Annotated in this window: 21 protein-coding genes, 3 tRNA genes and 1 pseudogene; 14 read left to right on the top strand and 11 right to left on the bottom strand. The window is 60.5% G+C overall.

Annotated features, from left to right (window positions below; translation table 11 throughout):
• The first annotated feature begins 2 nt into the window (after window positions 1–2).
• The 3 genes from FB009_RS16625 to FB009_RS16615 all read left to right on the top strand — a co-directional run bounded on the left by FB009_RS16625 (window position 3) and on the right by FB009_RS16615 (window position 1,683).
• Window positions 3–500 (top strand): GNAT family N-acetyltransferase, encoded by a 498-nt coding sequence (locus tag FB009_RS16625; protein WP_024311644.1) that lies wholly within the window; start codon window positions 3–5, stop codon window positions 498–500.
• 152 nt (window positions 501–652) lie between these two features.
• The gene (locus tag FB009_RS16620; protein ID WP_011975139.1) at window positions 653–1,048 is read left to right on the top strand and encodes an NADH:ubiquinone oxidoreductase subunit NDUFA12; all 396 of its coding nucleotides are present in this window, start codon (window positions 653–655) and stop codon (window positions 1,046–1,048) included.
• 182 nt (window positions 1,049–1,230) lie between these two features.
• Window positions 1,231–1,683: a DUF2155 domain-containing protein gene (locus FB009_RS16615; protein WP_102045561.1), complete on the top strand. Its 453-nt coding sequence runs from the start codon at window positions 1,231–1,233 to the stop codon at window positions 1,681–1,683.
• A 154-nt stretch (window positions 1,684–1,837) separates the two neighbouring features.
• Here FB009_RS16615 and FB009_RS33160 read toward each other — a convergent pair.
• The 6 genes and pseudogenes from FB009_RS33160 to FB009_RS16585 all read right to left on the bottom strand — a co-directional run.
• Window positions 1,838–2,023, bottom strand: a pseudogene (locus tag FB009_RS33160) (DUF2167 domain-containing protein); the annotation flags it as partial.
• Window positions 2,024–2,144: 121 nt separating this feature from the next.
• Window positions 2,145–2,759 carry a leucyl/phenylalanyl-tRNA--protein transferase gene (gene aat / locus FB009_RS16605; RefSeq protein WP_011975141.1) on the bottom strand — a complete coding sequence of 205 codons (615 nt, stop codon included), beginning with the start codon at window positions 2,757–2,759 and terminating at the stop codon, window positions 2,145–2,147.
• Between the two features lie 9 nt (window positions 2,760–2,768).
• Complete coding sequence (gene accC / locus FB009_RS16600) at window positions 2,769–4,112, bottom strand: acetyl-CoA carboxylase biotin carboxylase subunit (protein ID WP_011975142.1); 1,344 nt, start codon at window positions 4,110–4,112, stop codon at window positions 2,769–2,771.
• A 12-nt stretch (window positions 4,113–4,124) separates the two neighbouring features.
• A complete protein-coding gene (accB, locus tag FB009_RS16595; protein WP_011975143.1) occupies window positions 4,125–4,601 on the bottom strand; it encodes an acetyl-CoA carboxylase biotin carboxyl carrier protein in 477 nt (158 codons plus the stop codon).
• Window positions 4,602–4,624: 23 nt separating this feature from the next.
• Window positions 4,625–5,071, bottom strand: coding sequence for a type II 3-dehydroquinate dehydratase (gene aroQ, locus FB009_RS16590; RefSeq protein ID WP_011975144.1), 447 nt, complete (start codon window positions 5,069–5,071; stop codon window positions 4,625–4,627).
• A 156-nt stretch (window positions 5,072–5,227) separates the two neighbouring features.
• A complete protein-coding gene (locus FB009_RS16585; protein WP_011975145.1) occupies window positions 5,228–5,995 on the bottom strand; it encodes a DsbA family protein in 768 nt (255 codons plus the stop codon).
• 227 nt (window positions 5,996–6,222) lie between these two features.
• Between FB009_RS16585 and FB009_RS16580 the strand changes: the two genes are divergently transcribed.
• Window positions 6,223–7,380 (top strand): pyridoxal phosphate-dependent aminotransferase, encoded by a 1,158-nt coding sequence (locus FB009_RS16580; protein WP_024311643.1) that lies wholly within the window; start codon window positions 6,223–6,225, stop codon window positions 7,378–7,380.
• A gap of 250 nt (window positions 7,381–7,630) precedes the next feature.
• Here FB009_RS16580 and FB009_RS16575 read toward each other — a convergent pair whose 3' ends face one another.
• A complete protein-coding gene (locus FB009_RS16575; RefSeq protein ID WP_024311642.1) occupies window positions 7,631–10,459 on the bottom strand; it encodes an Rne/Rng family ribonuclease in 2,829 nt (942 codons plus the stop codon).
• Window positions 10,460–11,216: 757 nt separating this feature from the next.
• Here FB009_RS16575 and FB009_RS16565 point away from each other — a divergent pair.
• From FB009_RS16565 to prfB, 3 genes are all read left to right on the top strand, one after another.
• Complete coding sequence (locus FB009_RS16565) at window positions 11,217–12,437, top strand: N-acetylmuramoyl-L-alanine amidase (protein WP_024311641.1); 1,221 nt, start codon at window positions 11,217–11,219, stop codon at window positions 12,435–12,437.
• A 435-nt stretch (window positions 12,438–12,872) separates the two neighbouring features.
• Entirely contained in the window at window positions 12,873–15,326 is a 2,454-nt protein-coding gene (locus tag FB009_RS16560) for a penicillin-binding protein 1A (RefSeq protein WP_011975149.1), read from the top strand.
• 153 nt (window positions 15,327–15,479) lie between these two features.
• Window positions 15,480–16,611 (top strand): peptide chain release factor 2 gene (gene prfB / locus FB009_RS16555; RefSeq protein ID WP_101777569.1). Its coding sequence is split into 2 segments (ribosomal slippage): window positions 15,480–15,548 and window positions 15,550–16,611, totalling 1,131 coding nucleotides; the frame shifts between segments, so codons are not numbered across the junction.
• Between the two features lie 112 nt (window positions 16,612–16,723).
• On the opposite strand, the gene FB009_RS16550 is transcribed toward prfB, so the two are convergent.
• Both FB009_RS16550 and FB009_RS16545 read right to left on the bottom strand, forming a co-directional pair.
• A complete protein-coding gene (locus FB009_RS16550; RefSeq protein WP_011975151.1) occupies window positions 16,724–17,224 on the bottom strand; it encodes a hypothetical protein in 501 nt (166 codons plus the stop codon).
• Window positions 17,225–17,310: 86 nt separating this feature from the next.
• Complete coding sequence (locus tag FB009_RS16545; RefSeq protein WP_011975152.1) at window positions 17,311–18,084, bottom strand: NAD kinase; 774 nt, start codon at window positions 18,082–18,084, stop codon at window positions 17,311–17,313.
• A gap of 182 nt (window positions 18,085–18,266) precedes the next feature.
• Here FB009_RS16545 and FB009_RS16540 point away from each other — a divergent pair.
• Together FB009_RS16540 and FB009_RS16535 are read left to right on the top strand one after the other, a co-directional pair.
• A tRNA-Thr gene (locus tag FB009_RS16540) sits at window positions 18,267–18,342 on the top strand.
• Window positions 18,343–18,684: 342 nt separating this feature from the next.
• Window positions 18,685–19,053, top strand: a complete 369-nt coding sequence (locus FB009_RS16535; protein WP_011975153.1) for a hypothetical protein — start codon at window positions 18,685–18,687, stop codon at window positions 19,051–19,053.
• Between the two features lie 201 nt (window positions 19,054–19,254).
• Here the strand turns inward: FB009_RS16535 and FB009_RS16530 are convergent, their stop codons facing one another.
• Window positions 19,255–20,199 carry a LysR family transcriptional regulator gene (locus FB009_RS16530; RefSeq protein WP_011975154.1) on the bottom strand — a complete coding sequence of 315 codons (945 nt, stop codon included), beginning with the start codon at window positions 20,197–20,199 and terminating at the stop codon, window positions 19,255–19,257.
• Between the two features lie 206 nt (window positions 20,200–20,405).
• Between FB009_RS16530 and FB009_RS16525 the strand changes: the two genes are divergently transcribed.
• Both FB009_RS16525 and FB009_RS16520 read left to right on the top strand, forming a co-directional pair.
• Entirely contained in the window at window positions 20,406–21,026 is a 621-nt protein-coding gene (locus tag FB009_RS16525; RefSeq protein WP_102045559.1) for an FMN-dependent NADH-azoreductase, read from the top strand.
• A gap of 201 nt (window positions 21,027–21,227) precedes the next feature.
• Complete coding sequence (locus FB009_RS16520; RefSeq protein WP_011975156.1) at window positions 21,228–21,512, top strand: hypothetical protein; 285 nt, start codon at window positions 21,228–21,230, stop codon at window positions 21,510–21,512.
• Here the strand turns inward: FB009_RS16520 and FB009_RS16515 are convergent.
• Window positions 21,502–22,377: a TrmH family RNA methyltransferase gene (locus tag FB009_RS16515; RefSeq protein ID WP_011975157.1), complete on the bottom strand. Its 876-nt coding sequence runs from the start codon at window positions 22,375–22,377 to the stop codon at window positions 21,502–21,504. The two genes, FB009_RS16520 and FB009_RS16515, sit on opposite strands and share 11 nt — an antisense overlap.
• 216 nt (window positions 22,378–22,593) lie before the next feature.
• Between FB009_RS16515 and FB009_RS16510 the strand changes: the two genes are divergently transcribed.
• From FB009_RS16510 to FB009_RS16500, 3 genes are all read left to right on the top strand, one after another.
• Window positions 22,594–22,678: transfer RNA gene (locus tag FB009_RS16510), tRNA-Tyr, on the top strand.
• A gap of 23 nt (window positions 22,679–22,701) precedes the next feature.
• Window positions 22,702–22,775, top strand: a tRNA-Gly gene (locus FB009_RS16505).
• Between the two features lie 263 nt (window positions 22,776–23,038).
• Window positions 23,039–23,478 (top strand): GTP-binding protein (locus FB009_RS16500; RefSeq protein ID WP_145161685.1); only part of this gene is annotated, 440 nt, incomplete at its 3' end.

Raw genomic sequence — 23,478 nt, 5'->3', positions numbered from 1 at the left:
CGGTGTTCTTCGTCCGTACCGCAGGCGAGCGCGACCTCGATAAGGTTCGCGCTCTGCTCGCCGAGACGTGGCATGCAACCTACGACACGTTCTACGGTGTCGAAAAGGTTAAGGAGCTGACGGCGAAGTGGCATTCCATAGATGCTCTTCGAGCCCGGCTGCAGCGCAAACATTCCGAATTCGTCGTCGCCGACACCGGCAGCGAGCTTGCCGGCATGGGCTATGCCGCCATGTCGGAGTCGCTGCAAAAGACGGTCGTTCTGCACCAGCTCTATGTCCTGCCCAGATTCCAACGTCGTGGTGTCGGACGCGATATGTTTGCGGAGCTTGAGACCTGCTTCCCCGATGCGGAATGCATGCTGGTGGAGGTAGAGCCGCAAAACCTTCACGCGCTCGCCTTTTATCAGGCGCATGGATTTGCGGAAGTCGCGAAAACGTCCAGTTGCGGCGACGAACAGTCCGGCATACCGGCGATCATCCTCGAAAAGCGTCTCTCCTGACCTCGACGGGGATCTTCTTGTGCGGTCGAATCGCGTCAAGATGCAGGTGACTGAGGGCGGAATCACTGGACAAGCCGTAAGCGGCGCGGCATAAGCGGGGGCGAGATTTTGATATCCGGCTGGCTCCCATCGGCCGGTAAAGGACGAGGCATATGAAGCTCCTGCTGCAGATTTTCACCTGGTGGAACGGACAGACGATCGGTACCCGCTTTCATACCTGGCGCCACGGTCAGCGCGTCGGCGAAGACGAGTTCGGTAATGTCTATTATCAGGGCGGCAAGGATTCCGAAGGCCGGACGCGGCGTTGGGTGATCTATAATGGTCCTGCCGAGGCCTCCGCCATTCCTCCGGGTTGGCACGGCTGGATGCACCATCGCACCGATGTCGCGCCCGCCGATGAGAATTATGTCGCCCGTGAGTGGCAGAAGCCGCACCGGGCCAATCCGACCGGTACGCCCTATGCTTATCGTCCGAAGGGTTCGATCGCCGGCACCGGCAAGCGCCCGCGTGTGACTGGCGATTACGACGCCTGGACGCCGCGCTCCTGAGCTATGCAGCGGGGCTGCATCAGGCATCGTATCGCTGCCAGAGCGGGATAAGGAAAAGTGCGTGCGGTTTTCCGCCCGCGTCCCGGTCTAACGGATTGTAACGATCACGGCGCAGCCACATTTCGGGTTTAGCGCCTGAAGTCCATCCAAGCTGAAAAGTAATGTGCGGGGGATTGTCGGTAATGGCGGGGTTCAGTCTGGGGGATTTGTTTGGCCGGGGGGCCCGGCTTGCGGCCATTGCCCTTCTCCTCGCCGCTCCGGTGGTTTCAACCACAGAGCCCGCGCAGGCGGCCCGCCTTCCCAATGCCGTCGCGGTGTTCTCGGGCATCGACAAGATCACCGGCCGTATTACCAGCTTTGACGTCTATATCGGTGAAACGGTGCAGTTCGGCGCTCTGCAGGTAACTCCGCGCGTCTGCTACAGCCGGGACGAAACAGAAGCGCCGAAGACGACCACCTTCGTGGAAGTCGACGAGATCACCCTCGACCGAAAGATCCGCCGTATTTTTACCGGTTGGATGTTTGCGGACAGCCCCGGCCTGAATGCCGTCGAGCACCCCGTCTATGACGTCTGGCTGCAGTCCTGCAAGACGACGTCCGAAGTTCCGCCGCCGGACACGGCAGAGAAACAATAGATCCTAACCGCGGATTTGATTTGATTTCTGTCAGGCGGCGGGTGGGTGTCTTTCGACCGAGCAGCCCTCTTAGAAACTGTGCGATAGCGACGTCGGCGACCACGATCAGGAAACCGCCCTTTTTCAGCAAGGCGAGTGCAATCACCAGAAGGCCGGCTTTCGCCGCAATCTTCGCACCCGCTCCGGCTGCGATCAAATCGGCCGTACCGTAAGCCGCGACCTTGTCGCCCTCCTGGAAGTCCGCATAGGCTTTACCCGAATCGAAGCGAACCATTTCGGTGACGCTCGGCAAGCCCGACTTGATCTCTTCCAATTGGTCCTTGCGGGCGACGAAATTCATCTGAAGAACGCCTCCCTGCCACGGATGCGAATCGAATAATTGAGAGGGTGAAGTCCTTGCCGAAGACGAGGCCGCGCCCTATGCATGGTGTGGCAAGGTCATAATGTGGCGGCGATGCCCTTCAAAAATCCAGATTCGGCGAAGCTATGGCTTTCGCGAGCAGGACCTCGTACTCGACCTTCGGCACATCGACGGCGCCGAAAGACTTCAGGTGTTCTGTCGTGAACTGCGTGTCGAGGAGTTGAAAGCCTTTCGATCTCAAACGCTGGACCAGATGAACCAGGCAGATCTTGGAAGCATCTGTGCGCCGCGAGAACATGCTCTCGCCGAAAAAGGCGGCGCCGAGCGAAACGCCATAGAGACCGCCCACAAGCGTATCTCCCTCCCAGGCTTCGACACTATGCGCATGGCCCATTTTATGCAGCGCCGCATAGAGCGCGCGGATCGTGTCGTTGATCCAGGTCGTCGGCCTGTCCGGTGCGCGCTGCGCGCACCCTTCGATGACTTCGGAGAAGGCCGTATCGAAGCGAATGTCGAAGGGACGCCTGCGTATCACCTTGGCAAGGCTGCGCGAGACGTGAAATCGGTCCAGCGGAATAATGCCGCGGATTTCCGGCTCGACCCAGAAAAGTTCCGGGTCGTCGGCTGAATCCGCCATGGGAAAGAGGCCGATCGAGTAGGCGCGCAACAACATGTCCGGCGTGATATCCGGTTGTTTGCTGCGCGTCTCCTTCAATGGCGTATCCTATGCGGACGTTGTGGCCAGATGGTGCTCCAGCCAATGGATATCATAATCGCCGTTTGCGATATCCTGATTGTTGATCAGGTCTTGAAAAAGGGGAAGCGTTGTCTTGATCCCGTCGATGACAAATTCGTCAAGCACGCGGCGCAGCCGCATCATGCACTCGACACGGGTCCGGCCGTGAACGATCAGCTTGCCGATCAGACTGTCGTAATAAGGGGGTATCCGATAGCCCTGATAGGCGCCGCTGTCGACGCGTACGCCAAGACCGCCCGGAGCGTGGAAATGCGTTATCGTGCCCGGGGAGGGGACGAAGGTACGCGGATCCTCGGCATTGATGCGGCATTCGATGGCGTGACCGGAGAAGACGATATCCTCCTGCTTGGCCGAGAGGCCGGCGCCGGATGCCACGCGAATCTGTTCGTGCACGAGATCGATACCGGTGATCGCTTCCGTGATCGGGTGCTCGACCTGCAGGCGCGTGTTCATCTCGATGAAGTAGAACTCTCCGTTTTCATAGAGAAACTCGACCGTGCCCGCACCGCGATATTTCAGCTTTTGCATCGCTTCGGCGCAGATCTGGCCGATGTTCATGCGCTGTTCGACGTTGAGCGCCGGAGAGTTTGCTTCCTCCCAGACCTTCTGGTGGCGGCGCTGCAGCGAGCAGTCGCGCTCACCCAGATGGATCGCATTGCCTTCGCCGTCGCCGACGACCTGGATTTCGATGTGGCGTGGCTTGCCGAGGAATTTTTCCATGTAGACGGCATCATTGCCGAACGCTGCTGCGGCCTCGGAGCGTGCCGTCGCAACCGCATTTTCGAGTTCGGCTTCGGTGCGGGCGACTTTCATGCCGCGGCCGCCGCCGCCGGCCGTCGCCTTGATCAGTACGGGAAATCCTATCTGGCGGGCAATTTCCAGCGCATTCTCCGGCTTCACTTCACCGTCGGACCCCGGAACGACTGGTATGCCGAGTTCTTCCGCGGTCTTCTTGGCGGTGATCTTGTCGCCCATGAGACGGATGTGCTCGGCGGTCGGGCCAATGAAGGTGATGCCGTGTGCCTCGAGGATCTCGGCAAACTTGGCGTTTTCCGAGAGGAAGCCGTAGCCCGGATGCACCGCATCCGCGCCGGTGATTTCGCAAGCGGCAACGATCTGATGGATGTTCAGATAGCTGTCGCGAGAAGGCGGCGGACCGATGCAGACGCTCTCGTCGGCGAGCCGGACATGCATGGCGTTGCTGTCGGCCGTCGAGTGCACGGCTACGGTCGCAATGCCAAGCTCCTTGCACGCGCGCAGCACGCGCAGAGCGATTTCGCCGCGATTGGCAATGAGGATTTTTGAGATCATCGCCACCGTGCCTTACTCGATCACGATCAGGGGTTCGCCATATTCGACCGGGGCCGCGTCCTGCACGAGAATTTCCGTTATCTTGCCGGAGCGGGGAGCCGGAATCTGGTTCATCGTCTTCATGGCTTCGATGATCAGGATCGTCTGGCCTTCCTTGACCGTTGCGCCGACTTCAATGAAGGGGCGGGAGCCTGGAGCCGGGGCGAGATAGGCGGTGCCGACCATGGGCGCCGTCACCGCGTTCTTGGCGTTGTGGCCGCCTTCGGAGGCAGACTGGGCTGCAGGGGCGGACTGGCCGCCGGTGGCGGCGGGCGGCACCTGGTAGGCAGGCATCGCCGGCATCGACATCGCGACAGGCGTGCCGTTCCGCGAAACGCGGATGCGCAGATCGTCCTGCTCCACTTCGATCTCAGTCAGGTCGGTGTCGTTGAGGATATTGGCGAGATCACGAATCAGCGCCTGATCGATACCCGGTTTCTTTTCAGCCATGGGATGTGAGCCTCGTGTTCTTCTTATTTGGATTTTTCCGTCAGGTTCTTTAACGCATGCAGCGCCAGAATGTAACTCTGAGCGCCGAAGCCGCAGATAACGCCTTTGACGGCTGGCGCGATCATCGACTTATGCCGGAATTCCTCGCGCGCGTGAATATTCGAAAGATGCAGTTCCACCACCGGGACAGTAATCGCACGAATGGCATCGTGCATGGCGATAGAGGTGTGTCCGTAGGCGGCTGGGTTGATCGCGATGCCGACGGATTTTTCGCCAGCTTCGTGTAACCAGTCGACCAGCGTGCCCTCATGATTCGACTGGCGGAAGTCGATATCAAACCCCAGGAGCTTTGCCTCCGCCTTGCACATGGCCTCTATGTCGGCAAGCGTCTTGCCGCCATAGATACCCGGTTCGCGTTTGCCGAGCGCGTTCAGGTTTGGGCCGTTCAGCACAAAGATAGTCGAAGCCATAAGGGATTCCGGTGATGGAGGGTTACCTATAGGGTAATCGAGGGTTACCTATAGACTGATGGTCCCCTAAGGAAAAGCCCCCTGAGTCCCCGTGGGATTTGTCCACAAGTCTCGCTCTGTTTTGACAACGAACGCCTCCGCCGAGATGGCACGACGTCAGCAGACGGTCTTGCCGCAGGCCCGCATGTTGGCGACCTTCTCTTCGATCTCCGGCGCGCCGACGGCGCCGAACACCGCCTCATTGCCGATGACATAGGAAGGCGTGCCCGTAATGCCGAGGTCGCTGGCAAGCGAATAGGCCTCCCGCATGGAAGCGTCATACGACCCGTCTTCCATTTTCTCGCGCAATTGCTCCTCCGTTACGCCAAGCTTGGCGGCAACGGCGATCGCGGTTTCCTCAGTCGCCCGCTCCTCCGACCCGAGCAGCGCTCGGTGGAAATCGCCGTATTTCTCCGGTGCTACCGTGCGGAAGGCGGCGCTGACCTTGTGGGCCGCCAGCGACTCGGGTCCGAGAATGGGAAGCTCCTTGAGAACGAAGCGGACATTCTTGTCCTCAGCGAGGATGGCGTCCATGTCGGACAGAGCGCGCTTGCAATAGCCGCAATTGTAATCGAAGAACTCGACGATCGTCACGTCGCCGTTCGGATTGCCGAGAGCTATGTCGTGGGTGGAGTTGAAGATCGCCTCGCTGTTGCCGGCGATTGCCGCCTGGGCGGATTCCTGCTGCTTTGCCCGCTGCTTGGCGGACAGCGCCTCCTGCACTTCCAGCATAATCTCCGGATTGGCGAGCAGATACTCCTTGATGAAGGCGCCGAATTCTTCCTTCTGCTTGGCATCGAGTGCCGCCGCGGGAGCGGGCAGGACCACGCCGGCAGCAAGCGCTATCACGGATGCTGTGGCAATCATCTTCATCTTGAGCGTCATTCTTTCCTCGTGGTCTGCTGTTCTCTGTCTGTCATCGGTTTCGTGCGCACTGTTCAATGCGCCAGTTTGGAGGCGACGACAAGTCCGGCCCGCTTCGATTGGTTGAACCATAGGGGGCGTAACACGGACACGAAACGGCAAAGTCGGCCGAATTGCGGCGTTCGTAGACTTGTGAAGCGGCGAGCAATGGGGCAAAGGGCGTCAACAAAGCCGAAAGGACCAGTCATTTGGTGCAAATGTCGAAACGCAGCGAAGTCGAGCCGTTCCACGCCATGGATGTGCTGGCGGAGGCCACGCGGCGGCGTGATGCCGGTCACCCGGTCATATCCATGGCCATCGGCCAGCCGGCGCATCCGGCGCCGAAAGCCGCGCTCGATGCAGCAAGGGAGGCGCTCGGTCATGGTCGGCTCGGCTATACGGACGCTTTGGGAACGGTTTCGTTGAAGAGGGCGATTGCCGCGCATTACCACAGGCGCCATGGTCTGTCGCTTGATCCGCAGCGAATTGCCGCGACCACCGGATCGTCGGCAGGCTTCAATCTCGCCTTCCTCGCTTTGTTCGATCCGGGCGACCGCGTGGCCATCGCCCGACCAGGCTATCCTGCCTATCGCAACATCATGGCAGCCCTCGGGCTCGTCGTGGTCGAGATCGAAGCCGATGCCGATTCCGGCTTCACCCTGACGCCTGAAAGCCTCGAGCGCGCCGCAGCGCGTGACGGAAAACCCCTGAAGGGCGTGCTTCTCGCAAGCCCCGCAAATCCGACGGGAACAGTCACCGGTAAAGCGCGGCTGAAGGCTCTCGCCGACTATTGCCGCCACAACGCCATCGCCTTCATTTCCGACGAGATCTATCACGGCTTGACTTTCGACGGGGAGGAGACGACGGCGCTCGAAGTCGCCGGCGACGCGATCGTGATCAACTCCTTCTCGAAGTACTACTGCATGACCGGCTGGCGTATTGGCTGGATGGTTCTGCCCGAGGCGCGGGTGCGCGCCTTTGAACGTATTGCGCAGAGCCTCTATATTTCCCCGCCCGAGCTGTCGCAGATTGCCGCGGAGGCGGCTCTCGGCGCCAATGAGGAGCTCGACGGGTACAAGCGCGCTTATGCCGCCAACCGCGCATTGCTGCTCGACCGGCTGCCGCAGATCGGCTTTTCGATCGCCTCGCCGATGGACGGCGCATTTTACGCTTATGCGGATGTCAGCCGTTTCACCAATGACAGCATGGCTTTCGCCCGGCGGATGCTGGCCGAGATCAACGTTGCGGCAACGCCCGGCTTCGACTTCGACCCCATCGAAGGGCATCGTACAATGCGCTTCTCCTATGCAGGCTCCGGTGCCGATATGGAGGAGGCGATGAACCGCATCGCGCGATGGCTGGGGTAGAGGGTCCGATGGCTGATCCTTCAACCGCGAAAGCGATTGGGTCTCTCGCCGCCCACATCCCGCTGTCGCGACCCTCTCCCCATCATGATGGGGAGAAAGAACTCCTGTCGCCCGCTCGCCGCGACTATACAGCCGGTGTGCAAGGCCAGGAGAGTGCCGCTTGTGCCCTTCGCCCCGCTTGCGGGGAGAAGGTGCCGGCAGGCGGATGAGGGGGCAGCTCCTCGCACCGGCTCTTGACGAGCGGCGTATCTCAGAAGAAACCGCGGCGCTGCCACCAGCCGCCCTTTTTGGGCTTTGTCGGCTCTTCTTCGCTCTCGCCTTTGCTGGACGTCACGACCGGCTTGGATGCGATCGCCGACAGGTCTCGATTTGAGCGCGCGGGCTTGGCGCCTTCGAGGTCCTCGACCGCTTCCTCGACTGCTTCCTCGACTATTTGAGGCGCAGGCTCTGCGGGTTCCGGCTGAGCCTCGACCACCTTTTCGGCGACCTCGTCGGCATTCACCGCCGGTTCCTCGGTCTTGGTCGTTTTCTTACGGCTGCGGCGCGGTTTGGCCGGCTTCGGCTCTTCGGCCACTCCCTCGACGGCGGCAGCAGCAGCGACGTCGGCCGGCGCTTCCTCAGCCGCAGAGACTGCTGGAATCTCTGCTGCAGTACTGTCGACGGACTCTTCACCAGGCTCTTCGACGGTTTCTGCCGTCGCGCCGGTTTCGCCTTCGGAACCAGCCAGTTCTTCCTGACGATTGCGGCGTCCGCCGCGCTTGCCACGCCGGCGACGCTTGCGCTTCTGCTCACTATCGCCATTCAGGGAGTCCGCAGCGTCGAGTTCATCCTCGGCGTCGTCCGCGGCGGCCTCGTCGCCGGCCTCGTCTTCAGCCGCATCGGCAGACTCTGCGGAAACTGCGTCCGCTCCCTGACCCGCGCCCTTGCCGCGCCGGCGGCGGCGGCGCTTGCGCTTGCGGCCGCCCTGATCGTCGGGCTGCCCCTTCTGTTGGTCCTGATGCTCGGCAGCGGTCTCTTCCGCTTCCTCGTCGTCGAGTTCTTCTTCGATCAGGACCTCTTCTTCTTCTTCTTCTTCCTCCGGTTCCGGCTCGAACTGCAGAATCTGGTCGATCCTGACCGGATTTTCGACCGGTTCACCGCGATCGATCGCGAAGTGTTGGGCGCCGACATGGGCGTCCGCTTCAATGAAGATTGAAACACCGAAGCGCTGTTCATAGTCCGTAATCGAGCTGCGTTTCTGATTGAGCAGATAGAGCGCGATGTCGGGGGTCGTTCTTACGCTGATGTCATGCGTGGTGTTCTTGAGCAGGTGTTCCTCGATGCCGCGCAGCACATGCAAAGCGACAGAGGATTGCGAACGAATGTGGCCCGTGCCGTTGCAGTGCGGGCAGGTTTGCATCGTGCTTTCCAGCACCGAGGCACGGATTCGCTGGCGAGACATTTCGAGCAGGCCGAAATGCGAGATCCGGCCGACCTGGATGCGGGCGCGATCGTTCTTGAGGCAATCCTTGAGCTTCTTCTCGACCGAGCGGTTGTTCCGCTTCTCTTCCATGTCGATGAAGTCGATCACGATGAGGCCGGCGAGGTCGCGCAGGCGCAATTGCCGCGCTACTTCCTCGGCTGCCTCGAGGTTCGTCTGGAGAGCAGTGTCCTCGATCGAATGCTCCCGCGTCGAACGACCGGAGTTCACGTCGATGGAAACCAGCGCTTCGGTCTGATTGATGATGATGTAGCCGCCCGACTTCAACGTCACCTGCGGCTGCAGCATGCGGTCGAGTTGCGCTTCGATGCCGGAGCGCGAGAAGATCGGGTGAACGTCGCGATAGGGCTGCACGACCTTCGCGTGGCTGGGCATCAGCATCTTCATGAAGCCCTTGGCTTCCTTGTAGCCTTCCTCGCCCGAGACGACGATTTCGCTTATGTCCTTGTTGTAGAGGTCGCGGATCGATCGCTTGATCAGGCTGCCCTCCTCGTAAACAAGGCAGGGGGCCGTCGAGTTCAGGGTCAGCGTCCGGACGTTCTCCCACAGACGCATGAGATATTCGAAATCACGCTTGATCTCGACTTTGGTGCGATTGGCTCCGGCGGTGCGCAGGATCACACCCATGCCCTGCGGCACGTCGAGGCCGCGGGCGATCTCCTTCAGGCGCTTGCGGTCCTGCAGGTTGGTGATCTTGCGAGAGATGCCGCCACCGCGCGCCGTGTTCGGCATGAGCACGGAGTAGCGGCCGGCGAGCGAAAGATAGGTCGTGAGTGCCGCACCCTTGTTGCCGCGTTCTTCTTTCGCGACCTGCACCAGCAGGATCTGCCGACGCTTGATCACTTCCTGAATCCGGTACTGCTTGCGCGGTTTGCGGAACTGGCGCTCCGCCACCTCTTCCATGGCGTCTTCGGCGCCGACGGATTCGATGATTTCCTTTTCGCCGTCGTGATTGTCGTCGTCATCGTCGTCGTCGCGCTGGCGGCGCGCGTCGACATCCTCGGAGATCGAGTCGGTTTCGACGATCGCGGCCATTTCGCTCTTGTCGCTTTCGCCGTCTTCAGACGGGCCACCTTCAGGCGCCTCCGACTCCTGGCTCGCCGCGGTCTCCTCGCTTGCCTTCGGCTTCGCACGGCGTGTACGCTTCGGCTTGGCCTTGGGCTTCTCCGCAGCGGCTTGCGCCTCAGCGGCCTCTCCGGCCGCCTCGGCGGCTTCGGCCTGTGCCACCACTTCGGCCACCGAATCGGTAGAAGACGCAGATTTCCGTTCGGCCGAGGTCTCCATCGGCTCGATGTCGTCTTCGCGGCGCGCTTCTTCCGCTTCCGCTTTCAACAGGGCCTGACGATCGGCGAGGGGGATCTGATAATAGTCGGGATGGATCTCGGCGAAGGCCAGAAATCCGTGGCGATTGCCGCCGTAGTCGACGAAAGCTGCCTGGAGCGACGGCTCCACTCTTGTTACCTTGGCCAGGTAAATATTGCCGCGGATCTGCTTTTTATGTTCCGATTCGAAATCGAATTCTTCTATGCGGTTTCCGCGTACGACAACGACGCGCGTCTCCTCTGAGTGAGACGCATCGATAAGCATTTTCTCTGCCATCTAAGCTGTGCTCCTCGGCGCGGCGTCACGACAGATAAAGAGCCTTTTTCAAGAAGGCTGTCGAACACGTCGGAGGCTGCGCCGGATATAAAAGGTCCTGTTTGGCGCAGGCGATGGTGCAGCAGCGAGACGGCAGCCGGAAACTGAGAGTCCCGGGGCCGCCCTGTTTCTGACCGATACTGCTGAGTCACATCAAAGACCAAACAAGAATGCCAATGTCCTGGACCTCTGGAAGAGGCCCGATGAATGCGCCCGCTTGCGGGCATCCGGTGAAAATCACCATCAAGAACTCCGGCCACCGCCGGAAATTTGCGAACCAGTATACGGGGGAGGAAATGCGGCGACGGCGGATGAACACCTGCGGCCGAGGAAGCTTGATACGGTTGCAACCGGTTGGACCGGCTCGATCACTCCCTGGCGCCAAGCTCGTCTAAAAGCTCCGGCTGCCCGGCCGACGTTTCTATCCCGTCAACACTTTCTCCTTGTCACGCTTTTATGTTTTCCATGTCACATTGGCAAGGGAAAAGCCTTTGCCGCCACAATATTGATCGATTCGCTTGCGCGGGTGTAGCCAGATCTTCAGGTCGAAATCGCGGTTGTGGAGCGACGATGCGGCGGGGCCCGTGTCAAGCTTTGGTTAACCCTGAGGGTTCATTGGTCGAAGAGAAGGTAAGCTGTGCCGGAGAGCCCTTTGCCGGTACTTTGAACGAAAGGATGCGGGGTTCAAGTGAAGCGTTCGGCAAATCAGCTGTATTCCATGCGGATGATCGCCCGCCATTGCGGTTTGCGCAGGCTGGTCGCTGCCGTTTTGTTTCTCCTGCTGCCGGTCGTGGGCGTGCACGCCGGCGAGCCGGTGCCTCTCCTTGCCTACGCGGCGCGGATCGCCGGCGATGATGCCCGCACGCGGCTGGTGATCGAGTTCGATCGCGAACCGGTCTTTTCGGTCCACTACGTAGCCAATCCCGTCCGCATCATCGTGGACCTGCCGGAAACCTCCTTCGGGCTTAAGCCCGAGAGCCTGGAGCCCCGCGGGCTGTTCGACGCCATCCGCTATGGAGGAATGGGCGCAGGGGCCTCACGGCTTGTGCTCTCCGCCAAGGAGCCGACGGAATTGACTCATGCGGAAGTGAAGCCGATGGAGGATGGAAAGGGATTTCGCCTCGTGCTCGACGCCGAGAGGATAGGCCAGGACCGCTTCGACAAGATCCTCGCAGAGCAGAAGTGGACGGGCACGGTGCGCGCCGTCAAAACCGACAGGCCGGCCGCAGCACCCGCCAAGGCTGATGCTTTCGTGATTGCCATAGACGCCGGCCATGGCGGCATCGATACCGGCGCAATCGGCAGCGTCACGAAAACCGAAGAGAAACACGTCACACTGGCCTTCGCAAAAGAACTGGTGGAAACGCTCAATCGAGAGCCTGGCATCGAAGCGTTCCTGACGCGGGAACGCGACGAGTTTCTTTCCTTGCCTCAACGCGTGCAGATCGCGCGTCAGCGAGGATCCAGCCTGTTCATTTCCCTGCATGCCGACACTTTGAAGCAAAGGGACATTCGAGGTGCAACGGTCTACACGATTTCCGACAAGGCGTCCGATCACCTTGCCGCCGATCTCGCCGCGCGCGAAAACCTGTCCGACGAGATCGCCGGGATACCGCTTGAAAGCGAACCGGCCGAAGTCGCCGACATCCTCATCGATCTCACCCGTCGCGAAACGCAGGCCTTTTCGGTCAATCTCGCGCGAAGCGTCATCGCTTCGTTCGAAGGGCAGATCAAGCTGATCAACAACCCGCACCGCCATGCGGGATTTCGGGTCCTGCAGGCACCGGACGTGCCCTCGGTGCTGCTCGAGCTCGGCTTCATGTCCAACAAGGAAGATGAGAAGCAACTGCTCGATCCGGAATGGCGAAAGAAGGTGTCCGCGCTGCTTGCCGCCGCCGTACAGAGCTATCGAAACACCGCGGTTGCAAACGGCGGTTGAAGGCGCACGGTGTTTTTAGCCGCCGATCCGATCCCGTGCCGGAAGGGCCTGAGATCATGAATATGACGGATACAATACGTTAGAGCACGTTGGGATGAAGAGCTTTACACGCTTTTCGTCGTCCCTCCCCAGTGAAGTGATTTGTGTCGGCAGGGTAACAGCGATAAGCTTTTCAGCGAGATGCGCACTGAATAACCCGTACACAGCCCTATTTTGCTCACAATCCGGGCCCCTTAGGGAAGGGCGTCCCGATTTGTTGGGAAACAGTGTTGATGCTTCCGCTTCCTCACCATATGAGAAGCCCGGATGCGTGCAACTGCAAATACCAGACGATTTCTTTTGAAAGAGTTTGGCGGGGTCGACTTCGTTCGCGGACCATGAGCTTACGGACACGATCCTGCAAAGGGACGATAATAAGATACCGGTACCTGACTGATGATCAGACTGATTGGATATTTTTTCGGCATTGGTGCGTTTCTGCTGCTTGGCGCTGCCGCGGCCGTCGCCGTTTATCTCGGCGCCGTAACGAAGGACCTGCCGGATTACGAGGTGCTGGCCAATTATTCGCCTCCGGTGACGACGCGCTTTCATGCCGGCAACGGTGCATTGATGGCCGAATATGCACGTGAGCGCCGCTTGTATCTGCCGATCCAGGCGATACCCGATCGCGTCAAGGCTGCATTCATCTCGGCGGAGGACAAGAATTTCTACCGGCATCCCGGCATCGACGTGACCGGTCTGGCGCGCGCCATTGCCGTCAATCTGCAGAATCTCGGCTCCGGCCGGCGCCCGGTCGGTGCATCGACGATTACCCAGCAGGTCGCCAAGAACTTCCTTCTGAGTTCCGACCAGACATATGAGCGCAAGATCAAGGAAGCGATCCTCTCCTTCCGCATCGAACAGGCCTACAGCAAGGACCGGATTCTCGAACTTTATCTCAACGAGATTTTCTTCGGCCTCAATTCCTACGGCATAGCAGGGGCGGCGCTGACCTATTTCGACAAGTCCGTAACCGAACTGACGATAGCCGAGACCGCCTATCTGGCGGCCCTGCCCAAGGGACCGGCCAATTATCACCCGTACCGTAACGTCGAGGCTGCGATCGAGCGTCGCAACTGGGTCATAGATCGCATGGTCGAAAACGGCTATGTCACCAAGGCCGACGGCGAAGAGGCAAAACAGCAGCCGCTCGGCGTCTCGCCCCGCCGCGGCGGTGCACACCTTTTTGCTTCCGACTTCTTTGCCGAGGAGGTGCGTCGGCAGATCATTCAGAAATACGGTGACAAGGCGCTTTACGAGGGCGGGCTTTCCGTGCGCACGTCTTTGGATCCACGGCTGCAGATCTCGGCACGCAAGGCGTTGCAGGCCGGGCTTTTGAGCTATGACGAGCGGCGTGGCTTTCACGGTCCTGTAAAAACGATCGAGATCGGCGGCGACTGGGGAGAGCCGCTGAGCAAGATTCCGAGGCTCAGCGACGTGCCGGAATGGAAACTGGCGGTTGTCCTTTCGGTGGATAGCGAAGGCGCCGAAATCGGTATCCAGCCGGACAAGGAGGCCTCGGGCAAGATCGTGGCGGAACGGGTGACCGGGCGTATCGCGGCGAAGAACATGCAGTGGGCCTATCGCTCCGCAGGCGGAAAGCGCAAGACCGCAAAATCGCCGGAAGGGGTCGTCGGACCGGGCGACGTTATCTATGTCGAGCCGTTGGAAGAGGCGAGCGAGTATCGGCTGCGCCAGCCGCCGAAAGTGCAGGGTGGGCTGGTCGCAATGGATCCGCATACCGGCCGCGTGCTGGCTATGGTCGGCGGGTTCTCCTATGGGCAATCCGAATTCAACCGTGCAACCCAGGCAATGCGCCAGCCCGGCTCCGCTTTCAAGCCCTTCGTCTACGCTGCGGCCCTCGACAACGGCTATACGCCGGCATCGGTCATTCTGGATGCGCCGATCGAGATCGTTGCCGGCGGCCAGGTCTGGCGGCCCGAGAACTATGGCGGCGGTTCTGCCGGACCTTCGACGTTGCGTCTCGGCATCGAGAAATCGCGTAACCTGATGACGGTACGGCTCGCCAACGACCTGGGGATGAACATCGTCGCCGAATATGCCGAACGTTTCGGGATCTACGACAAGATGGCGCCGCTTCTTGCAATGTCGCTCGGCTCCGGCGAAACGACCGTTCTGCGTCTCGTCTCCGCCTATGCCGTCATCGCCAATGGCGGCAAGCAGATCAAGCCGTCGCTGATCGACCGCATCCAGGATCGCTACGGCAAAACCATTTTCCGCCACGAGGATCGCGCTTGCGAAAACTGCAATGCCGGCGACTGGGCGGAGCAGGAAGAGCCGGAGCTGATCGACAAGCGCGAACAGGTCCTCGATCCGATGACCTCCTATCAGATCACCTCCATGATGGAAGGCGTGGTCGCACGCGGGACGGCAGCGGGCAAGATCAAGCTGGACCGTCCCGTCGCGGGCAAGACCGGCACCACCAATGACGAGAAGGACGCCTGGTTCGTGGGCTATACGCCGGATCTCGTTGCGGGGCTCTATCTCGGATTCGACGAACCGGCTCCGCTCGGTCGCGGAGCGACGGGCGGGGGCCTGGCAGCGCCGATCTTCAACACCTTCATGCAGAACGCCGTGGAGGGGACGCGTCCCGGCAAATTCGTGGTTCCCGAAGGCATGAGCCTCATTCCCGTCAACCGTAAGACCGGCATGGCGGCCGTCGAGGGCGAGCCGGATACGATTATCGAAGCCTTCAAGCCGGGCACCGGCCCTGCGGACACCTTCTCCGTCATTGGCGACCTGGACGAGTATGCACCGCCGGAAGAGATATTGAGGAGCTCTCCGCAGGCCAACCAGGCCGTAACCTCCGGCTCCAACGGCCTGTTCTGATTCCCTCCTTCCAGATGCATGTCGCCCGAAAGTGGATACCGGCTTCGGGAGCAAGATCTGCACGAACCAACATGATGCCCGTCGCCTTTACATCGGCGGCGGGCATCGCTATTTGACCGACACGTTTCGAAAAACCACCCAAGAAGCAGGACCATGCGCAGCGAAATCGAGAACATCGTCGACGAAATCAAGCAGGCCATAAGCCTGCTGAGGAGGCATCTTTGACTGGGATCAGGCGGTAAGACGACTGGACTGGTTGAACAACAAGGCCGAAGACCCGTCGCTCTGGAACGACGCGGCAGAGGCACAGAAACTGATGCGGGAGCGCCAGCAGCTCGACGATGGCATCAGTGGCCTGCGTCGGTTCGAGCAGCAGCTCAACGACAACATCGAGCTCATCGAACTCGGCGAAGAGGAAGGCGATTCGGCAATCGTCTCGGAGGCCGAGGAAGCGCTCCGCCAACTGCGCAACGACGCAGCTAAAAAGCAGGTGGAGGCCATGCTCTCCGGGGAGGCCGACCAGAACGATACCTATGTCGAAGTCCATTCGGGCGCCGGTGGCACGGAAAGCCAGGACTGGGCCAACATGCTGCTTCGCATGTATACGCGATGGGCCGAGCGCCAGGGCTACAAGGTCGAGCTCATGGAAATCCAGGATGGGGAAGAGGCCGGCATCAAGTCCGCAACGCTCCTGGTCAAGGGCCACAATGCCTATGGCTGGCTGAAGACGGAATCGGGCGTGCACCGGCTGGTCCGCATTTCCCCCTATGACAGCAATGCGCGCCGTCATACGTCCTTCTCGTCCATCTGGGTCTATCCCGTGGTGGACGAATCGATCCAGGTCGACATCAATGAAAGCGATTGCAGGATCGATACCTACCGCTCCTCCGGCGCCGGCGGTCAGCACGTCAACACGACCGATTCGGCCGTGCGCATCACGCATATGCCGAGCGGCATCGTGGTGCAGTGCCAGCAGGAACGCTCACAGCATAAGAACCGCGCCAAGGCATGGGACATGCTCCGTGCGCGGCTTTACGAGGCCGAACTGAAGAAGCGCGAGGAGGCGGCCAACGCCGAGGCGGCATCGAAGACCGAGATCGGCTGGGGTCACCAGATCCGCTCCTACGTCCTGCAGCCCTACCAGCTCGTGAAGGACTTGAGGACAGGCGTCGAAAGCACAAGCCCGGGCGACGTGCTGGACGGTGAACTGAGCGAGTTCATGGAGGCAGCCCTTGCGCATCGCGTAAGCGGTGGGGCGGATGCGGCGGTCGACGATTTGAGTTGATGTTTTTATCCGACGCGCAAACGCGGCGCCGTGCGCCGCGTTTGCGTTGGAAATGACACGAGTGTGGGCGTGAAGGACGAGGCGGGGGCGCTCTACAAGACTGATCTGGATTTCAGTTTGTGGCCCGCTCGATCTTGATGTCTCCGAGCTCGTCGATCAGCACCGTCCAGGACTCTGGCTCCGTCGCGCCCGGATCGGTCTTAAGATAAACGGTCGCGAACATTCCGGGCTGCGGCGTGATCCCCGTCGATGTTTCGGGGCGGATGTCGGTGACATAAGGTTTCAGCGCTGTGAATTCCTCGAGTTCCGCGGAAGAAACCACCTCGGGGCCTGTGGGGCTTGAGGCGATCTGCTGCAGATGGATTTGCGCGGTCCCGTCCGACTGCCGCAGGGCAATCAGCTTGTAGTAGCCGCGCTGCCCGCCCGGTATCGCAGATTTCTCGCCGGCATCCTGATTGCTGTCGGCGTCCCGTTGCAGCGCGCCTCCGGACTCTTCCCAAAAGCCAGTGCTCGTCACGAATATCACATTTGGCGGCAGCAGGTCGTTTTCCTGGGCTGAGAGCCCGCTCGCAGGCAGGGTCAGGCAAAGCACTATGAGCAGGGCCCTAAACATTCCGGATATCCTTCGCAACCGGGCGTCGGGATCGTAAGGCATGCTACCGTTCGGAACCACATCATATCGGCATGCAACGCGTGATTTCAATTGGAAAACTGCTCGGCCAGGATGCGATCGGACCAGGAATGGTCCGGATCCGAAAGGATGCGCGCAGTAAGCTTCTCGGATTCGGCGATGCGCACGTTGACGACGGACTTGACCTCCTGGTGATCTGCGACGGCGTTGACCGGGCGCTTGTCGGCTTCCAGAATTTCGATGTCCACAGTGACATGATTGGGCAATAGCGCACCGCGCCAGCGGCGCGGCCGGAAGGGACTGACCGGCGTCAGCGCGAGAAGCGGCGCTTCCAGCGGCAGGATCGGTCCATGCGCGGAAAGGTTATAGGCCGTGGAGCCGGCAGGGGTCGCGAGAAGCAGTCCGTCACAAGTCAATTCGTCAAGGCGCGTCTTGCCGTCGACAATGACCTTCAGCTTTGCGGCCTGGTACGATTGGCGGAACAGGTAAACTTCGTTGATCGCAAGCGCCGTGAATTTCTCGCCGGAAACGTCCGTGGTGCGCATCTCGAGGGGATGAAATGCGTTCTCGTCCGCATTGGAGATGCGCTGATGCAGGTTGTCGGTGCTGTAGCGATTCATCAGGAACCCGACCGAGCCGCGGTTCATGCCGTATACGAGCTTGCCTGTGTTCATCGTTTTGTGCAGCGTGTGCAGCATGAATCCGTCGCCGCCGAGCGCGACGATCACATCGGCCTTTTCCGCATCGTGATCTCCATAGATCGCCCGGAGATCCTCGGCCGCCTTCTGCGCTTCCTCTGCCGGTGATGCGATGAAGGCGAGTGAGTTGAACTTGCGGGCCATGAACTCAGTCCGTCGTTACAGGGCAGGGATACTTCATCGTCGTCCGGTAAGGCAGCGCTCAGCTCTGGACGCCAAGCTCGCTTTTTCTGGCACGGCCTCGGCCTGAACGCATCCGAAAAATTGGGAGAAGCCGTATTTTTGCTTTACACCGAGGAAGAATATGGTAACTCCCGCACTAACATGCCCTTATAGCTCAGTTGGTAGAGCGGCTGATTTGTAATCAGTAGGTCGGGAGTTCGAGTCTCTCTGGGGGCACCATCAACGCCTTGCGGCGCCACGGTTTCACTAAGTTTCCCACTTTTCTTCCGACATACGATCCGACTTTTCCGACGCTCTTTTGTCGGACATGTCGGACGATGGATCTTTCGGCTGGTGCAGATCTTCCTCTGAGCGAGCTCCGAGCCCCTATGTGTTCCGCCCCAAACCGGTCCTAAGCGCCGGCTTTAACCACAAAGCCTGGGGTGCGAGACCGGCGAGTTGCAGTTCCTGCGGCTGGCGGCGCTGGAAGTTGTATTGGGGACAGAATAGCGGGGGCCTTTCGCCGATCGCCAAGGCATGCTTTAGGTTGCATCTGGGGATTGTAAAACCGCTGGGGGAAATATGCGCATTTTCATGATCGCCGCCGTCGGCCTCGTGCTTGCCGGCTGCACAACCACGCCTGACCGATATGCAGCACAACTGCCGCATGACGATCCGAAATACAACACGGCCGAGTGCAAAGAAATCCGGCTGAAGGCATTGGAATTCGACAACAAGGTCGGATCGCGCATGGCAATCGGCCTTGCTTCCGGTCTGCTGCTTGGGCCGTTCGGCATTCCGATCGCGGCCGCGGCCGACGCAGAACGAGAGGATGCGCGTCGGCTTTTCGCACGCGAGGTGCATCTGCGGTGCTCGTCGAAGCCGCTACCGAAGAACCTTGAGATCAAACCGCCGGCGAAGCCTAAGCCCGGCCGCACTGAACGCGCCTGACCGGTCCAAAGGCTCTGCTCTGACCCGACAATCAGGGTAGGGCATCATGACCACTCCATATCCCGTCCCCTCAGCATGGGGCAGACAGACATCCCTCGTCCGTGATGGCGGCAAGGTCTGAGGGATCGTTTTTGACCGCGAACAAAACTCCCGATGTCACCGCGCTTTACAGGCATACCCCCGGAGCAACCGGCGTCCGCATCAGATCTCGAACGATGCCGCCGGCCGCGGCGGCTCCACCTCGCGGCACCGCTCCAGCGCCTTGATCAGGTTTTCCGCCAGATAGTCGATCAGGGCGCGGGTCGCGGGCAGCAGCCCGTGGCGCGAGGGAAAGACCAGGTGGACCATGACATTGCCGGAGGTCCACTCCGGCAGGACCGGAACGAGGGCGCCGCTACGGAAGGCCCGCTCGCAGATATGGTCGGGGAGCAGGGCTATCCCCATACCTTCGATGGCAGCGCGCTCCAGGATGAGAAAATCGCTGCAGCCTATGACTGGCCGGTGAGCGATCTCGATCGTTCCCCCGGTTGCGTGCACGAGGCGCCAAATGTCATTGGGGTTCTGCTCGTTCATCGACAGCGTCGGCATTTGCGACAGTTTATCGGTGGTGATTTCGCCGAGGCGTGCGAGAAGCGTCGGACTGGCGGCGAGTCGCTGGCGCACTTCCCCGAACTTTCGCACGATCAGCTGATTGTCCGTGTCGAGCTGGTCGCGTGCGCGCAGGGCGACGTCTATCCGTTCCTCGATCAGATCGATGCGCCGATTGGTGGCTGTGATCAAAAGCCGGACGCCCGGATATCTGCGGTGGAAGGCGGGCAGGATATCGGCGAGCATCGGCGTGAAGCCGATCGGGCAGGCCAGCCGGACGACGCCGGTCGGCTCGGCGCGAACGGCCGCGATCTCGGCTTCGGCTGCGGCCACGCCGTCGAGCAGCCCCTGAGCGTGTTCGTAGAAGATCCGGCCGATTTCGGTCATCCTAAGCTTGCGGGTCGAACGCTCGAGCAGGCGAACACCCAATTGCTCCTCAAGGCGCGCGACATGCTTGCTGAGCTTGGATTTCGGCACGTTCAGATCGCGCGCAGCGGCGCTGAAACCATTGTTCTTGACGACCGCAGCGAAAAGCGCGATGTCGTTCAGGTCCTGCATGAATGCCTCCTGGATGATATGGAAGGTCGTGCGGGTTCTGGCGCGTCCATTATCGTGACAGCTGCCATCGAGCCCAAGCCACCATGTGTGGGGTATAAGCGGAATTGTTTCCCTGAGGAAACGGAATGTCGAAGATTCACTGACTTATCGAGGGATTGTTTGCAGATCATATGTGATGCACCGCAACGAAAGCAAAGGTGCTTCCCATGAAAATCCTTCATATCGACTCCGGCATTCTCGGCGAACACTCCGTCTCCCGCCGCCTGACGGCAGCGATCGTATCGCAGATCAAGGCGGACCGACCCGACGCTGACATCACCTATAGGGATCTCGCATCCGAGCGCGTTCCGCACCTGACGGGCGCTCAGATCATGGCGCCTGCCGATCTGGAAGGAGTGGATCCGGATCTTGCCGCTGACGTGCGCATCGGACGTCAGATGCTCGAGGAATTCCTCGCCGCTGAAACGGTTGTCGTCGGTGCGCCGATGTACAACTTCTCGATCCCTAGCCAGCTCAAGGCCTGGATTGACCGTCTGGCGGTCGCCGGCAAGACCTTTCGCTATAGCGAAGCCGGAGCGGAAGGCCTGGCCAAGGGCAAGAAGGTGATCGTGGCCTCGACCGGTGGCGGTCACTATTCCGTGGCGCCGGCCTCCGCCATGGATCACCAGGAAACCTACCTGCGCTCGGTCTTTGGCTTCTTCGGCATAACGGACATCGAGTTCATCCGCGCAGAGGGTCTGAACCTCGGCGCCGATCAGAAGCAGTTCGCTATCGCGGAAGCCGAAAAGACGATCGCTGAGGGGAACGTTTTCAAGCTCGCAAGCTAAGCAATTCCAGGAAAAGCGCATAGCGGTTTTCCATCCGGAGATACGGGCAACAAAGGGTGGAGCGTTTCAGTCATTCCACGAATGCTGAACCCCCAGGAATTCGACCGGCGCTTTGTGCCGTTCGTTGCGGAGGATGCCGGCTGAGCAATCAGCCGGCATTCTCCGTTTTGGGTTGGATCGAAATTGCGCTATTCTGTTGGCATGAAACGCGTGCGCGCCCTGCGGTTTCTGGCGTTGTCGCTCGCGGCTGTCGCTCTGGCTGCCGAAGGTGTTTCTGCGTCTGCGCCGGACCGGCGATGCACCTGCCGCCACCGCGACGGAGGCAAATACGAACTCGGCCAGACGACCTGCATCCGCATCGGCGATATCTCCTACCTCGCGCGTTGCGAAATGGACCTCAACGTCACGACATGGAAAAGATTGCGGGACGGCTGTCCGACGGCCGGGCTTGCGGCAACGATCGTCCCACCGGCTCCTATCCCTTGAGATGATGTCTCGCCGCATACATGGCGATCGCGGCGGCATTCGACACATTCAGCGATTTGATTGCACCGGGCATGTCGAGACGGGCGAGCGCCTTGACCGTCTGCCGCGTTTTCTGCCGCAAACCCTTGCCTTCCGAGCCGAGCACGAGCGCGATCTTGTCGCCTGCGAATGTACCTTCGAGCGGCTGTGGCCCCTCCGAATCGAGGCCGATCGTCATGAAGCCGAGGGCGTGGAGCTCGTCGATCGTATCGGCGAGATTGCTGATCTGGATGTAAGGGATGAGTTCCAGCGCGCCGGAGGCCGATTTCGCCAATACGCCCGATTCGGTGGGACTATGGCGCATCGTCGTAATGAGGGCGCCGGCGTCGAATGCAACCGCCGAACGCATGATCGCTCCAACATTGTGGGGATCGGTCACCTGATCGAGGACGAGGATCAGGGGGCAGTCGCGAAGCGCCTCGAGCTTGCGGTGCGGCAGCGGCCGCGTCTCCAGCATCACGCCCTGGTGGATGGCGTCTGGTCCGAGAATCCGATCGAGCTCCTGCGGCGTCACGGTCTCGACCGGAAAGGGAAGCGCCGCCGAGTCGCCGAGATCAAGGCGCGCTGCGGCGTTCTGTGTGACCGAGAGCCGGATGATCCGCCGTTCCGGATTGTCGAGGGCGGCGCGGACCGTGTGCAGGCCATAGAGCAGCACCTGATCGGGGGCGAGTGCCGGCGGCTTCCAGTCGGCAGAAGGCTTGCCGCGCTTGTCCTGGCGCGGCGTCGGGATTTCCCCGCGTTCGCGGCGGCCGTCTCGATGCGCCCGCCGGAGATTTGCATAATGGGTGTCTCTGGCGCTCTTGTCGCCCGTTTTGTCCTTGCTCATGCGGCTCTTATAGTTGGCTTCGATACGGGTTGAAACTGATTTCGGAATATCGCCGTCGCAGCCGGCTGTGGAGAAATTCTCAAATTTTCGAATTCGCCGTGTTGACAGGATGAATGCAGGCGGTCATATACCCGGCGCAGATCGAGAGGCGGCGACAAACGGCGCCGGTTCCTTCGCGATCTCAAATGCTTGGTCGATTGATCCCGACAGAAAAATGGAGGGATGCCCGAGTGGTTAAAGGGGACGGACTGTAAATCCGTTGGCTCAGCCTACGTTGGTTCAAATCCAACTCCCTCCACCATTCTGCTTCTGGATCGAAGGCCCGCGGGTATAGCTCAATGGTAGAGCAGCAGCCTTCCAAGCTGAATACGCGGGTTCGATTCCCGCTACCCGCTCCAGCCTCTTTCTCAAGAACAAGATAAAAATTCTGCCGCGCTTTAACTCCGCGCCGCATGCGTCTGTTTATCCTCTGGTTTCCGCCCCACAGGCTTGCGACGGCCGTGCGTCCGGTGCCCCTTGCAGCCGCCCTTCGAAAGCGGTCGGGCCTTGCCGTTCCGGCGTACGCAATTAAGTCTTGCGCAAATGCGACGAAACCCTTAAACGGCTCGACAAACCGGCCCCGCCGGCTGATCCATCCGATTTGACCACAGGAAGCGTACCCATGGCAAAGAGCAAATTTGAGCGCAATAAGCCGCACGTCAACATTGGCACGATTGGCCACGTTGACCATGGCAAGACGTCGCTGACGGCAGCGATCACGAAGTATTTCGGCGAGTTCAAGGCGTACGACCAGATCGACGCTGCGCCGGAAGAAAAGGCCCGCGGTATCACCATTTCGACGGCGCACGTCGAATACGAGACGCCGAACCGTCACTATGCGCATGTCGACTGCCCCGGCCACGCCGACTACGTCAAGAACATGATCACCGGTGCGGCGCAGATGGACGGCGCGATCCTGGTTGTTTCGGCTGCCGACGGCCCGATGCCGCAGACGCGCGAACACATTCTGCTGGCCCGCCAGGTCGGCGTTCCGGCGATTGTCGTGTTCCTGAACAAGGTCGACCAGGTCGACGATGCGGAGCTGCTGGAGCTCGTTGAGCT

The sequence above is a fragment of the Sinorhizobium medicae genome (assembly GCF_007827695.1).
Classification (GTDB): Bacteria; Pseudomonadota; Alphaproteobacteria; order Rhizobiales; family Rhizobiaceae; genus Sinorhizobium; species Sinorhizobium medicae.
Note: the sequence above shows the minus strand (reverse complement) of the source record. Positions and strands in the feature narration are given on the sequence as shown.

Coding starts and splice junctions, on each gene's coding strand:
- FB009_RS16585 (WP_011975145.1), bottom strand. CDS start 5,995: ATGACGCTCAAGATGAAGATGATTGCCACAGCATCCGTGATAGCGCTT.
- FB009_RS16525 (WP_102045559.1), top strand. CDS start 20,406: ATGAAAATCCTTCATATCGACTCCGGCATTCTCGGCGAACACTCCGTC.
- FB009_RS16550 (WP_011975151.1), bottom strand. CDS start 17,224: ATGTTTAGGGCCCTGCTCATAGTGCTTTGCCTGACCCTGCCTGCGAGC.
- FB009_RS16545 (WP_011975152.1), bottom strand. CDS start 18,084: ATGGCCCGCAAGTTCAACTCACTCGCCTTCATCGCATCACCGGCAGAG.
- aroQ (WP_011975144.1), bottom strand. CDS start 5,071: ATGGCTTCGACTATCTTTGTGCTGAACGGCCCAAACCTGAACGCGCTC.
- accC (WP_011975142.1), bottom strand. CDS start 4,112: ATGATCTCAAAAATCCTCATTGCCAATCGCGGCGAAATCGCTCTGCGC.
- FB009_RS16530 (WP_011975154.1), bottom strand. CDS start 20,199: ATGCAGGACCTGAACGACATCGCGCTTTTCGCTGCGGTCGTCAAGAAC.
- FB009_RS16560 (WP_011975149.1), top strand. CDS start 12,873: ATGATCAGACTGATTGGATATTTTTTCGGCATTGGTGCGTTTCTGCTG.
- FB009_RS16575 (WP_024311642.1), bottom strand. CDS start 10,459: ATGGCAGAGAAAATGCTTATCGATGCGTCTCACTCAGAGGAGACGCGC.
- accB (WP_011975143.1), bottom strand. CDS start 4,601: ATGGCTGAAAAGAAACCGGGTATCGATCAGGCGCTGATTCGTGATCTC.
- FB009_RS16535 (WP_011975153.1), top strand. CDS start 18,685: ATGCGCATTTTCATGATCGCCGCCGTCGGCCTCGTGCTTGCCGGCTGC.
- FB009_RS16620 (WP_011975139.1), top strand. CDS start 653: ATGAAGCTCCTGCTGCAGATTTTCACCTGGTGGAACGGACAGACGATC.
- FB009_RS16615 (WP_102045561.1), top strand. CDS start 1,231: ATGGCGGGGTTCAGTCTGGGGGATTTGTTTGGCCGGGGGGCCCGGCTT.
- FB009_RS16520 (WP_011975156.1), top strand. CDS start 21,228: ATGAAACGCGTGCGCGCCCTGCGGTTTCTGGCGTTGTCGCTCGCGGCT.
- FB009_RS16565 (WP_024311641.1), top strand. CDS start 11,217: ATGCGGATGATCGCCCGCCATTGCGGTTTGCGCAGGCTGGTCGCTGCC.
- FB009_RS16515 (WP_011975157.1), bottom strand. CDS start 22,377: ATGAGCAAGGACAAAACGGGCGACAAGAGCGCCAGAGACACCCATTAT.